The sequence below is a fragment of the Janibacter hoylei PVAS-1 genome (assembly GCF_004025845.1).
Lineage (GTDB): Bacteria > Actinomycetota > Actinomycetes > Actinomycetales > Dermatophilaceae > Janibacter > Janibacter hoylei.
The window spans coordinates 77,149-88,581 of sequence record NZ_PIPF01000006.1 but is presented as its reverse complement, the minus strand read 5'-3'; the positions used below and the strand labels follow the sequence as shown (position 1 = coordinate 88,581).

The 11,433-nt window shown below is 72.0% G+C and carries 11 protein-coding genes; 2 read left to right on the top strand and 9 right to left on the bottom strand.

Annotation, left to right across the window (positions count from 1 at the left end; all coding sequences use genetic code 11):
* Positions 1-1,017 (bottom strand): Gfo/Idh/MocA family protein, encoded by a 1,017-nt coding sequence (locus tag CWN80_RS06590; protein ID WP_007925790.1) that lies wholly within the window; start codon positions 1,015-1,017, stop codon positions 1-3.
* A gap of 137 nt (positions 1,018-1,154) precedes the next feature.
* Here CWN80_RS06590 and CWN80_RS06585 point away from each other — a divergent pair, with 137 nt between their 5' ends.
* Positions 1,155-1,895: a GntR family transcriptional regulator gene (locus CWN80_RS06585; protein WP_040880854.1), complete on the top strand. Its 741-nt coding sequence runs from the start codon at positions 1,155-1,157 to the stop codon at positions 1,893-1,895.
* Between the two features lie 12 nt (positions 1,896-1,907).
* Here CWN80_RS06585 and CWN80_RS06580 read toward each other — a convergent pair whose 3' ends face one another.
* The 7 genes from CWN80_RS06580 to CWN80_RS06550 all read right to left on the bottom strand — a co-directional run bounded on the left by CWN80_RS06580 (position 1,908) and on the right by CWN80_RS06550 (position 9,134).
* A complete protein-coding gene (locus tag CWN80_RS06580; protein WP_007925794.1) occupies positions 1,908-2,651 on the bottom strand; it encodes a hypothetical protein in 744 nt (247 codons plus the stop codon).
* The gene (locus CWN80_RS06575; RefSeq protein WP_007925796.1) at positions 2,651-3,622 is read right to left on the bottom strand and encodes a vWA domain-containing protein; all 972 of its coding nucleotides are present in this window, start codon (positions 3,620-3,622) and stop codon (positions 2,651-2,653) included. Before CWN80_RS06575 ends, CWN80_RS06580 begins: the two co-directional genes overlap by 1 nt.
* Complete coding sequence (locus CWN80_RS06570) at positions 3,619-4,602, bottom strand: VWA domain-containing protein (RefSeq protein ID WP_040880857.1); 984 nt, start codon at positions 4,600-4,602, stop codon at positions 3,619-3,621. Before CWN80_RS06570 ends, CWN80_RS06575 begins: the two co-directional genes overlap by 4 nt.
* Positions 4,602-5,075, bottom strand: coding sequence for a hypothetical protein (locus tag CWN80_RS06565; RefSeq protein WP_007925800.1), 474 nt, complete (start codon positions 5,073-5,075; stop codon positions 4,602-4,604). Before CWN80_RS06565 ends, CWN80_RS06570 begins: the two co-directional genes overlap by 1 nt.
* Positions 5,065-5,946 carry a DUF58 domain-containing protein gene (locus tag CWN80_RS06560; protein ID WP_007925802.1) on the bottom strand — a complete coding sequence of 294 codons (882 nt, stop codon included), beginning with the start codon at positions 5,944-5,946 and terminating at the stop codon, positions 5,065-5,067. The genes CWN80_RS06565 and CWN80_RS06560 overlap by 11 nt, the downstream gene beginning before the upstream one ends.
* Before the next feature lie 7 nt (positions 5,947-5,953).
* Positions 5,954-6,913 carry an AAA family ATPase gene (locus CWN80_RS06555; protein ID WP_007925804.1) on the bottom strand — a complete coding sequence of 320 codons (960 nt, stop codon included), beginning with the start codon at positions 6,911-6,913 and terminating at the stop codon, positions 5,954-5,956.
* Positions 6,914-7,058: 145 nt separating this feature from the next.
* Positions 7,059-9,134 (bottom strand): discoidin domain-containing protein, encoded by a 2,076-nt coding sequence (locus CWN80_RS06550; RefSeq protein WP_051987881.1) that lies wholly within the window; start codon positions 9,132-9,134, stop codon positions 7,059-7,061.
* Between the two features lie 108 nt (positions 9,135-9,242).
* On the opposite strand from CWN80_RS06550, the gene CWN80_RS06545 reads away from it, so the two are divergent.
* The gene (locus CWN80_RS06545) at positions 9,243-10,586 is read left to right on the top strand and encodes an MATE family efflux transporter (RefSeq protein WP_007925807.1); all 1,344 of its coding nucleotides are present in this window, start codon (positions 9,243-9,245) and stop codon (positions 10,584-10,586) included.
* A gap of 98 nt (positions 10,587-10,684) precedes the next feature.
* On the opposite strand, the gene CWN80_RS06540 is transcribed toward CWN80_RS06545, so the two are convergent.
* The gene (locus CWN80_RS06540) at positions 10,685-11,305 is read right to left on the bottom strand and encodes a hypothetical protein (RefSeq protein WP_128277045.1); all 621 of its coding nucleotides are present in this window, start codon (positions 11,303-11,305) and stop codon (positions 10,685-10,687) included.
* Positions 11,306-11,433 lie beyond the last annotated feature (128 nt).

Here is an 11,433-nt window from a genome sequence, read left to right as displayed (position 1 = left end):
TCACAGTCCTCGGATCTCGGTCAGGGCCACCGGGCGGCGCTGGGCGCGCGAGAGCTCGCAGGCCTCCGCCACGCGGAAGGCCTCGAGCGAGTCGGCGATGGTGCACGGGCTCTCGAGGCGGCCGGCGGCCACCTCGCAGAAGGCGGTGAGCTCGGCCCGGTAGGCGGGCTGGAAGCGCTCCATGAAGGACCACACCTGCGGGCCGCGGGGGAAGTCGACGTCCGGCTCGGCGCTGACCATCGCGAGCGAGTGGTCCAGGCCGGCGGTGACCGTGCCGCGCTCGCCCATGACCTCCATGCGCACGTCGTGGCCACCGCCGTTGTACCGGGTCGTCGACATGAGGACGAGCGTGTCGTCGTCGAGGGTGAGCACGGCGGCGCCGGTGTCGACGTCGCCGGCCGCGGCGAAGAAGTCCGCGCCCTTGTTGGCCCCGACGGCGTAGACGGAGGCGATCTCGTGGCCGGTGACGAAGCGGATCGCGTCGAAGTCGTGGACCCCGCAGTCGCGGAAGATGCCGCCGGAGGTAGGGATGAACTCGGCTGGCGGCGGTGCCTGGTCGTGCGTGTTGGCGCGGATCGTGTGGACGAAGCCCAGCTCGCCGGAGGCGACGGCATCACGTGCCCGGGCGAAGCCGGCGTCGAAGCGTCGCTGGTGCCCGATGTGCACGGGGGTCTCGCTCGCGGCGTCGAGGCGGGCCAGCTCGATGATCTCGTCGAGGTCGCCGGCGACCGGCTTCTCGCAGAAGGTCGCCACGCCGGCGTCGATGCCGCGGCGGATCCACTCCGCGTGGCCGTTGGTCGCGGTCGCGACGACGAGACCGTCGATGCCGGCCTCGAGCAGTTCCTCGGGCCGGCACGTCTCGACCGCGGCGCCGGTCCCCCGGAGGCGGGCCGCGACCTCGGCCACGACGTCGGCCCGGGCGTCGGTGACGACGAGGGTCTCCACGGCCGGCAGGGCCACGAGGGTCTCGGCGTGGAAGGCGCCGATGCGGCCCAGGCCGACGAGTCCGATCCGCATCCGCGGCACGCTCCTTTGCGCGAGGGGCACGTGAGTGATGCGGGACACTCTGGCCCACTCCCTTCGCGCCTGTCAATAGTTTGTCAGGACATATTGACGTATGGCTGTCCTGCCGTCGTGCGCGTATGCTCCCCGGCATGTCAGCGCAGCAGCTCGAGGTGGTCATCGACCGCGAGTCGCCGGTGCCGCTCTACCACCAGCTCGCCGAGCAGCTGACCGCCGCCGTCGACGACGGACGCCTCCAGCCGGGCGATCCCTTCGAAAACGAGGTGGCCCTCGCGACCCGCCTCTCCCTCTCCCGGCCGACGGTGCGCCGCGCGATCCAGAAGATGGTCGACCAGGGCCTGCTCGTGCGCCGCCGCGGCCTCGGCACGCGGGTCGCCAACCGCAAGGTGCACCGCAAGGCGCGCCTGTCCTCGCTCTTCGACGACCTCGAGGCCGAAGGGAGACAGCCGCGCACCGAGATCGTCGAGCTCGAGATGGGCACCGACGAGCGGGCCGCTGCGGCGCTCGACCTCGAGCCGGGGACCGAGATGCTCTCGCTCGTGCGGGTGCGCTCGGCCGGCGACCAGCCGCTGGCGATCATGCACAACTGGCTGCCGCCGGCCCACGCGGACATCACCCGTGAGGCCCTCGAGGCCCAGGGTCTCTACGCGCTCCTGCGCCGTCGCGGGGTCCGGCCCGTCGTCGCCCGCCAGTCGATCGGCGCGCGGATGCCGACGGCCGCCGAGCGCCGCGCCCTCGGCCTGCGCTCGGGCCAGCCCGTGCTGACGATGACGCGGATGGCCTTCGACGCCTCCGGCGCCGCGGTCGAGTTCGGCGACCACGCCTACCGGGCCGAGGACTACACGATCGACCTCATGCTCGACGAGCGCTGACGCCCCCGCCCGTCACCAGGGCTTGTCGACGCCCCCGGAGTTGCCCTCGTCCTGACCCTCTGCCTGGCGGCGCTCGCTCTCGGCCTCGTCCTGACCGGTCTTGTTGCGCTCCTCGAGCTCCTTCTGCTTCGGGTCCTTCTCCTCCTCGCCCTCTTCACCCTCGGACTCGTCGTCCTTCGTGTCCTCGGGGTCCTCCGGCTCCTCCTCGGGCTCCTTCTTGCCGGTCTGCTCCTCAAGCTTGTCCTTCTGCTCCTGCTGCTTGGCGCCGGCCTCGCCCTCGTTGCCGTCGTCGGACCCGTCGAGGCAGCCCTCGGGGCCCTCCTCGATGAGCGTCAGGGCCTCCTCGGCGAAGGCCTTCTCCTGGTCGGCGTCGCCGGCCTCGTTGGCCTGGTCGGCCTGCTGGGAGATCGTGATGACGAGGTTGGTCCGCACGGTGCAGTCGTCCTGCGGGTTGCCGGTGCGCGAGAGCGCCAGCTCGAGGTCGCGCCGACCCCCCTCGAGGTCACCGGACATCGACTTGCCCGTCCCCTCGACGAAGGGAGCACGCCACCGCTCGACGAGGTTGAGGATGCCCAGCCGCTCGGCGGCCCGGACCACGCCGGGCCCGTCGCCCGCGGCGTGCGCGTCCTGGGCCGAGCCCATGTGCAGGGGCAGGGTGAGGAAGCGCGCGGCGAGCACGAGGAGCACGATCGCGGGCAGCACGGTGCCCCAGACGAGGCGCCGCCGACGGCGCAGCCGGGGCTCGAGGGTCGCCATCACGACTCCACCCTTCGCAGTCGGCCGATCTCTCGGGTCATGGTGAAGAGGTCGACGAGGAGGAGCACGCACGCGATGACCGCTGCGACCCACACGAGCGAGGTGTAGGTCTCGATCTCGGTACCGGCGCCGTCGACGGTCGTGCCGGGGTCGGCCTCCTCGAGCGCCGGGCCGATGTCGCCGCCGGCCCGGTGGGTGTAGGGCACCCCGAGCTGCTCGGCGATCTCCTCGAGCTTGGCCTCGTCGATCTTGCTCACCCCGGGGTTGCCCGAGGCATCGGTCACGTCGTCACCGGTCGAGCCGTCGGCATTCGTCGTCGCCATCCGGCCTCCCTCCTCGGTGCCGTAGCCGAGCACGGCGCCACCGTCGACGAGGTCGGCCACGTCGAAGGGGGTCCCCGGCTCGGACGAGGTCTGCTCGCCGTCACCGAGGTAGAAGACGATGCGGGCCCGCTCGGGCTGGCGCTCCTTGACCCCCTCGAGGGTGGTGCGCAGGCGCTCATCGGCTTCGGTCACCGAGGAGCCGCCCGAGTAGAGGCTGTCCTCGGCGCGCAGGTTGTCCGTCGCGGTCCGCAGCGCCTGGGTGTCGGTCGTGAGCGGCATCGTCACGCGGGCCGTGTAGTCGAAGGTGATGATGGAGAAGCGGGCACCGGGCATCTCCTCCTGGATCTTCGCGATGTCGTCGCGGTAACCGTCGAGGCGGGTCGCGCCGTCGACGTGGTCGCGGGCCATCGCCGAGGTCGTCGTGTCGACGACGAAGAAGACGTTGACGTCCGAGGCGGCCTGACGCGCGATGCCGCCGGTGGTCGCCGGGCCGAGCAGGGCGACGACCATGGCGAGCGCTGTCGCCAGCCGCAGGCCCCACCGCAGCCGGTGGCGCGAGTCGGCGGCGAGGCGCCAGCCGGTGAAGCCGACGAGCAGCAGACCGAGGAGCACGACGATCGGCCAGGGCAGGAGCGGATGCCAGCTCATCGGCGCCACCTCCACAGGACGGGGTAGAGGACGAGCAGGCCGAACACCGCCAGGGTCACCCACACGGCGGGCAGGTCGGTGCGCACGGTGATCGGGGCGCTGTCGGGCAGGCGGGCCGCCTCGAGCTCCTCGATGTCGCTCGTCACCTCGGCGGTCGCGCCGGGCTGGTCGAGCCCCCAGGTCCGCCCGCCGGTCTTCTCCGTCGCGGTGACGAGCTCCTGGTGGTTGCTGCCGAAGTCGTAGGGGTTGAGCCCGTAGACGCGGATCTTGCGCTCGGTCGCCAGGTCGGCCGCCTCGTCGAGGGTGTAGACGCCCTCGCCGTGCACCTCGTTGTCCGTACCGAGGATGATCGCGCGCGGCCGCTCCTGGTCGAGGTGGTCGAAGTTGAAGACGCAGCTCGCCAGACCGTCACCGACCTGCGAGCTGGCCATGATCCGCTCGTTGAAGGTGCCGTCGGTCGGGCTGTACTGCCCGCCGCCGAAGGTCGTGAAGCCCTCGGCGTAGCCGGTCAGCTGCTCCTCGACGAGCTCGTAGTCGTCGGTGAGGGGGAAGGCGGTGACCGCCTGGTTGTTCCACAGCACGAGCCCGATGCGCTCGCCGCGGAAGCTCTTGACGATCTCGGCGAAGTCCTCGAGCACCGCCTTGTCGGTCCGGATCATCGACCCGGAGACGTCGAGGCAGAGCATGATGTCGCGGTTGTTCTTCTCCGGCTCGATCGTCTCGGTCGTCGCGGGTCGCCCGGCGGCGACCGCGAGGGGCAGGACGGTCAGGCCGATGATCGCGGCGATCCCGAGCAGCCGGGTGCGCTGCCGGGCGACGGCGGCACGGTAGGCGGGCAGTCGGGTGAGCCGGCGGGTGTGGGCGACGAGGACGGCCGTGCGGGCCGCCGTGTCGCGCCCGGCGAACCACCAGCCGAGGGCCGCGACGGCGCCGATGGCCAGGACGATGAGCAGGGTGAGCCACCACCACGTCAGACCCATCACGACCACCCCCCGACGACCTCGCGGGCCGCGCCCGCTGACGCCTCGAAGCTCGGCCGGTCGGCCTCGGCCGCCCCGAACTGCCGGGGGTAGAAGGTCTCGATGAGCTGCGCGAGGTGGGCCGGGCCGCGCTCACGCAGGTCCTGCGCGGTCATGGTGTCGGCACGCAGCCCGCTCGCCTTGGCGACGAAGCCGCGCACCACCTTCGACAGCTCGTGGTGACCCCGACGGGCGGTGATCTTGCCGCCGCCGACGGCCGAGTCGATCTCGTCGATCCGACGCAGGGCGTCCCGCCGCAGCTTGGTCAGGGCGGAGGGCGGCAGTGAGCCGCCACGCTCCTGCGGGTCCGGCGTGCGCGTGAAGAGCCAGATGCAGACGCACCAGATGATCAGGGCGAAGATGATGAAGCCGCCGAGGAGCGGCCAGGTGATCGCGTAGTCCTGCGGGGCGAGGTAGATCGGGTCAGCGTCCACGGCGCCTCTTCTCGAGCATGCGCACGATCATCGGCACGACCTCGTCGGTGTGCCCGGCGCGCGCGGAGGAGACGTCGGTCCGCCGCAGCATGGTCTCGACATCCGCCCTCCGGGTGGTCTCCGACCGGCCGAACTCCTCCGCCAGGAGGCGGTCGGTGGCCAGCAGGTCGGGCAGCGTGTGGTCGGCGGCGACATCGCGCACGAGGGTGTCCTCGGCGACGCCGAGGGGGTCGAGGTCGGCGACGTCGACCCACAGGACCTCATGGCGCAGCCGCAGGCTCCGCAGCAGGTCCTCGACCTCGCGGGGCTCGACGCCGTCGTCGGCGATGATGAGCAGGACCTTGCGCCCGCGGACGTTGCGGCTGACGTGCCGCAGCAGTCCCGGCAGGTCCGAAGGGGGTGAGTCCGGCTGGGAGAGGGCGATCGTCTCCTGCAGGATGTGCTCGAGGTGCCCCTCCGAGTTGCGCGCTCGGGTGGCGTGGATGCGCCCCGGCCCGCCGCTGATCATCGAGACGTCGTCGCCGTGGCGCACGGCGAGCCACCCGAGGACCCCTGCGGCGAGCACGGCGATGTCGCGCTTGGGCTCCCCGCCGGCGGCCGTGGCGGCCATCTCCCGGCCGGCGGGCATGATGACGACGAGGGAGAAGTGGCGCTCGGCGACGTAGCGCTTGATGAGCATCGAGCCGTGCCGGGCCGAGGCCCGCCAGTCGATGTCCCGGATGTCGTCACCGACCGCGTACTCGCGCAGGTCGTCGAAGTCCATCGACCGTCCCTTGTGGACAGAGGCGTACCCACCGTCGAGCAGCGCGACCGACCGGCGTCGGACGTGGATCGACAGCTTCCCCTTGACCTTGTGGACCAGTCGCGTCATGGCCGCCCTAGGGGGTGCGGACGGCGCGCACGACGGCGTCGATGATCGTCTCGACGCGCACGTCGTCGGCGGTGGCCTCGTAGGTGAGGAGCACGCGATGGCGCAGGACGCGGTGGGCCAGGTGGCGCACGTCCTCGGGGATGACGTGGTCGCGGCCCTGGAGCAGGGCGGAGGCGCGCGCGGCCTTGGCGAAGGCGATGGAGGCACGCGGGCTGGCGCCGATCTCGACGTAGCGCGCGAGCTCGGGCGGCATGACCTTGCCCGGGGTGCGGGTTGCCGAGACGATGAAGGTGATGTAGTCGAGGACCGCCTTGTCGAGGTAGACCGAGCCGGCCAGACGCTGCAGCTCGCGGGCGTCGGCGACGTCGATCATCGCCCGGTCCGGTTGGTCGAAGACGCCGGAGTCGATGCGGCGCACGACCTCGGCCTCCTCCGCGGGGCTCGGGTAGTCGAGCAGGTCCTTGAGCATGAAGCGGTCGAGCTGGGCCTCGGGCAGGACGTAGGTGCCCTCCTGCTCGATGGGGTTCTGCGTCGCGAGGACGAGGAAGGGCTCGGGGACCTTGAAGACCTGACCGCCGATGGAGGTCTGCCGCTCCTGCATCGCCTCGAGCATCGCCGACTGCGTCTTGGCCGAGCTGCGGTTGATCTCGTCGAGCAGGACGAAGTTGGCGTGGACCGGGCCGAGCTGGGTGACGAACTTGCCCTGGCTCGCGTCGTAGACCTGGGTGCCGACGATGTCGCTCGGCAGCAGGTCGGGCGTGCACTGGATCCGCTTGAAGGACCCACCGATCGCCGTCGCGAGCGCGTGCGCCGCCGTGGTCTTGGCCAGGCCGGGCACCGACTCGAGGAGCACGTGGCCGCTCGTCAGCAGACCGATGAGGAGGGTCTCGCGCAGACGCTTCTGCCCGACGACCTTCGTCTCGAAGCCCTTGTCGACCGCCGCGACGAGGCTGCGGGCCCGCTCCATCTGGTCCTTGCTGATCCTGCTCGTGGGCGGCACGAGGCTCCCCCTTCGATCGGTGGTCGATGTCGCGGCCACTCTACGGAGTGACGCGGCCCGCGGCACTGGGGAGCACTCCCCCCGAGACCGGCCGCGACATCGCCCCCTTCGCTCAGCTCGTCATGACGACGTCGTGCAGGGAGACGCCGTACCGCGTGGCGCGGCGGTCGGTGACGATCCGCACGTGCCGCGCCGAGGCGCCGGGCAGGCGGATGGTGTCGATGCCGCCGTCGCTGTCCTTGACCGTCTTGACGGTGGTCCACGACCGGCCGTCGAGGCTCGTCTGGACCCGGTACGACGAGGCGTACGCCGCCTCCCAGTCGAGGGTGATCCGACGCACGAGGCGCGGGGTGCCGAGGTCGGCGGCCCACCACGCGTCGTCACCCCAGGCGCTCGCCCACCGGCTCGTGGCGCTGGCGTCGATGGCATTGCCGGCCCGGTAGCTGCCCGCGAGGCTCCACTGGGTCGAGCTCGCGGTGGCCACCGCCCCCGTCGTCAGGTCGGAGCCCTCCTGCCAGCCCGTCGTCGCCGCCCAGGTGCGCAGGTAGGACTCCGGGCCGCGCAGCAGGTCCTGGACGACCTGCTCGCCCCGGGTCCCGCCGTGGGTGCGCATGTCCTGCACCCAGTCCGGGATCATCCCGTAGTGCGCGACGCCGTCGCGGTTGTAGTCCCAGATCCGCTGGCCGGTCACCTGGCGGTCGACGGTGCCCGACCCGGTGACGGTCGGGAAGGGGTACTTCAGCGGCTTCTCCGCGGCGTCGTCGCGGGGCGGCGGGGTGCCACCGAAGCCGTTCATGTCCATGCCGAAGCCGTAGCCGACGCCGTACTTCTGCCGCACCGGCCGATCGGCGTGACCCTCCTCGACGAAGTCCTCGGCACCGTGCCCGTACTGGGCGATGAAGCCGCCGAGCCGGTAGACCCGCTCGGTGAACTGCTTGTCCATCCACGAGTGGCTCGAGATGACGCCCGGGTAGCCCTCGGCCTCGAGGATCTCCATCGTCCGCTTGGCGGACTTGACGCTCTGGTGGTCGATCTCGACCATGAGATCTCGCTCCATCATCCCGCGCAGCGCGTACTCACCGAGCGAGGTCAGCCCGCGCTTGTTGCAGTGCGGCCCCTTGGGATAGATCGGCAGGACCTGCACCGGCAGGTGCTTGGCCACCTCGGGCGGGATGACCCCGCCCTCGACGGTGTTGTCGTGCAGGGAGGTCGGGCAGGACTCCACCTGCCAGAACTGCCCGGTGCTCAGGAAGTTGCCGGCGTTGACGACGATGCCCTGGGTGCCGGAGTCGAAGCGGACCCCGCACAGCGCGTTGTCGAACTTGTGGCACAGGTACATCGAGCGGATGCCGAGCTCCTTGGCCTCGTCGAGGCCGGCGTCGATCTGGGCCTTGGTGCAGTGCGCGATCCCGATGGTCTGCCCACAGCCGAAGGGAGCGGACACCTCCATCCCGAGGATGACGGCGAGCTTGCCCTGACGGATGTACTCGCGGGCCTCCTGGGCCGAGTAGGCAATCCGAAACCAGCCCTTGCCCGGGCCGCCGTGCCGCGCGTCGATGAAGGCCTCGAGCTCCTTGGTCTTCTTCACCTGCCGGCGCACGACGTCCATGTCGTTGCACGAGCTCGTGTTGACCTGCGTCGGCAGGGAGCAGAGCACCGAATTGTTGACGGTGTCGGCGACCATGATGCGCTGCCCTCCACGCCAGGCCCGCTCGACCCAGCGGTAGTACATCTGCTGGTGGGTCAGCGAGGACCACTTCGGCGCATCGGCGAAGGAGGGGTAGAGCGTGGTCGAGTGGGTGTCCAGCGGGCCCTTGCCCTCGAGGTGGGTGAGGTTTTCGATGAGGCCGGTCCGCCCGTCGCTGCCATGGCTGTGGCAGTCGGTGAGGGCGTCCTGGATGCCGAGCTCGCTGAAGGTCTTGCCACACACGATGTCCCCGCCGAATCCTTCGTCGGACATCAGGTGGGTGTGCGCGTCGATGAGCCCGCGCACCTCCCCCTGCGGCGTCGCCGTCGACGGGGCGCCCGTGACGTTGACCTCCGAGTCCTTGGCCTGCGGGGCGCTCTGCTCGTACCAGGGCTTGGTCCCGGCACCGGCTCCCGGGGCGAGCAGTCCGAGGACGAGCGCGAGCACGAGCAGGGCGAAGGGGGTCCCTCTGCGCCTGGTCCTGCGGCGGGGTGTGGTCATGGCGGTCTCCGATCGGTGGCGGCGGGTGGGGCCCGGCCTCCACAGGCTACCGACGAGTAACACTTTGGTCTACCGGTGAGTAACTTCGCGGCTCCGTAGGGTGCGTGGGTGCACTCCCCCGACCCGGCCCCGCGCGTCGGCCCCCGCGAGGTGCTCGGCCTGGCCGTCCCCGCCTTCCTCGCGCTCGTCGCCGAGCCGCTCTTCCTCATGGTCGACGCGGCCGTCGTCGGGCGTCTCGGCGTCGTGCCGCTCGCCGGCCTGGGGGCCGCGAGCTCCGTCCTCCTCACTGCCGCAGGCGTCTTCGTCTTCCTCGCCTACGGCACGACGAGTGTCGTCGCCCGTCAGTTCGGCGCCGGGTCGCGGCGCGGGGCCCTCGAGACCGGCGTCGGCGGCGTCTGGCTCGCCGGAGGCCTCGGGGTGCTCGCGGCCCTCGTCGTCGGTCTGGCCGCCCGACCCCTGGCCCACGCCTTCGGGTCGTCGCCGGCCGCCCTCGACGAGGCCGTCGTCTACCTGCGCATCAGCGCCCTCGGCCTGCCCGCGATGCTGCTCGTCCTCGCCGCCACCGGCATCCTGCGCGGCCTGCAGGACACCCGCACCCCACTGGCCGTCGCCACCCTCGGCTTCGGCGCCAATGCCGTGCTGTCGGTCGTGCTGGTCCTCGGGCTCGACCTCGGCATCGGCGGTGCCGCCTGGGGCACGGTCATCGCCCAGTGGGGCATGGCCGTGGCACTGCTCGGGGTGGTCCTGCGCGAAGGGAGGGCCGCCGGGGCCTCCCTCCGGCCGCACGTCGGGCGGGTCGCGGCCGCCGCCCTCGACGGCGTCCCCCTGCTCGTGCGGACCCTCGCGCTGCGGGCCGTCATCCTCCTCACCGTCGCGACCGCCGCCGACTTCGGTGACGTGCCGCTCGCCGCCTACCAGGTGACGACGACGGTCTGGTCGCTCCTCGTCTTCGCCCTCGACGCGCTCGCGATCGCCGGCCAGGCCCTCACCGGGGCCCAGCTCGGCAGCGGCGACGCGCGGGGGGCACGTGAGGCGACCGCCCTCATGGTCCGGTGGGGCGTGTGGGGCGGGGTCGCCCTCGGCCTCGTGCTGCTGGCGCTGCACCGTGTGCTGCCGATCCTCTTCACCGACGACCCCGCCGTGCGCAGCGCGATCGCCGCGGGGCTGGTCGTCATCGCGCTCGGGCAGCCGCTCGCCGGCTACGTCTTCGTCGTCGACGGGGTGCTCATCGGGGCCGGCGACGGCCGCTGGCTCGCTGGGTCGATGGCCCTCGTGCTGCTCTCCTACGTGCCCGTCGTCGCGGTGACCCGGGCGGTCGGCGGAGGCCACGGGCCGGAGGCCGCCGTCATCGCGCTGTGGGTGGCCTTCACCGTCTTCATGCTCGTGCGGGGCGCCTTCATGGCCTGGCGCATCCGAGGCGATGCCTGGGCCGTCACCGGCGCCACCCGCTGACCCCACCTGCACATCTCCCTAGGGAAATACCCATCCACGTACACATTTCCCTAGGGAAATTCGGCCCCACCTGCGCATTTCCCTAGGGAAATGCACCCTCAGACGACGCTGGGGCGGGTGCTGTCGGCGTAGGAGTACCAGCCCTGGGCGGCCAGGCCCTCGGCCACGCGGCGGCGGCCGGCGGCGCCCTCGGCGGTGACCACCGCGAGCTCTGCGGGGCGCAGCGGGGTGAGCGGGAGGACCCGCGCGCCGGAGCCCTCGAGGTCGAGGTCGACGGGCCGGCCGGGCAACTGGACACCGATGAGCGCGCCGAGACGGCCGTCATCGACCCAGTCGGCCGGGGCGTGCTCGCCCGACAGCTCGACGGAGAGCAGGTCGTGGGCGTCGAGTGCCTCAGCGAGGCTCGCCGCAGCACCGGCCACGGCACCGGCCGCCTCCTCGAGGGCGGCGGTCAGCCACCGCCCCTCGCCGGTGGGCCCGGAGAGCAGCTCGCGCCCTTCGACGTAGAGCTCGACGCCCAGACCGCCGGAGCCCGCGCTCAGGCCGTCGGTGCTGACGATGCCCGTGTGGGTCGTCGTCACGAGGACGTAGGACGAGGCCCCCGTCGGCCACAGCCCGCCCTCGTCGGCGTCGCCCAGCGCGCCGTGCTGCGCCCCGACGGAGCCGACGGCCCGCCAGAAGTCGGCTCGACGCTCACCACTGCGGTCGGTCTGATCCATGGAAGTCACCCCTGCATCCTGCCCGCTGCGCGGGGCGGGCGAAAGTCAGGCCCCCCCGCCCCGTCCACTGGACGACGCCCCATGACGAAGGGGNNCCCCTTCGTCATGGGGCGTCACAGCGGGCCGCC

What these genes read in the sequence shown, in the direction of transcription:
- CWN80_RS06590 (WP_007925790.1), bottom strand. Translation starts at nt 1,017, where the DNA reads ATGCGGATCGGACTCGTCGGCCTGGGCCGCATCGGCGCCTTCCACGCC.
- CWN80_RS06585 (WP_040880854.1), top strand. Translation starts at nt 1,155, where the DNA reads ATGTCAGCGCAGCAGCTCGAGGTGGTCATCGACCGCGAGTCGCCGGTG.
- CWN80_RS06580 (WP_007925794.1), bottom strand. Translation starts at nt 2,651, where the DNA reads ATGGCGACCCTCGAGCCCCGGCTGCGCCGTCGGCGGCGCCTCGTCTGG.
- CWN80_RS06575 (WP_007925796.1), bottom strand. Translation starts at nt 3,622, where the DNA reads ATGAGCTGGCATCCGCTCCTGCCCTGGCCGATCGTCGTGCTCCTCGGT.
- CWN80_RS06570 (WP_040880857.1), bottom strand. Translation starts at nt 4,602, where the DNA reads ATGGGTCTGACGTGGTGGTGGCTCACCCTGCTCATCGTCCTGGCCATC.
- CWN80_RS06560 (WP_007925802.1), bottom strand. Translation starts at nt 5,946, where the DNA reads ATGACGCGACTGGTCCACAAGGTCAAGGGGAAGCTGTCGATCCACGTC.
- CWN80_RS06555 (WP_007925804.1), bottom strand. Translation starts at nt 6,913, where the DNA reads ATGGAGCGGGCCCGCAGCCTCGTCGCGGCGGTCGACAAGGGCTTCGAG.
- CWN80_RS06550 (WP_051987881.1), bottom strand. Translation starts at nt 9,134, where the DNA reads ATGACCACACCCCGCCGCAGGACCAGGCGCAGAGGGACCCCCTTCGCC.
- CWN80_RS06540 (WP_128277045.1), bottom strand. Translation starts at nt 11,305, where the DNA reads ATGGATCAGACCGACCGCAGTGGTGAGCGTCGAGCCGACTTCTGGCGG.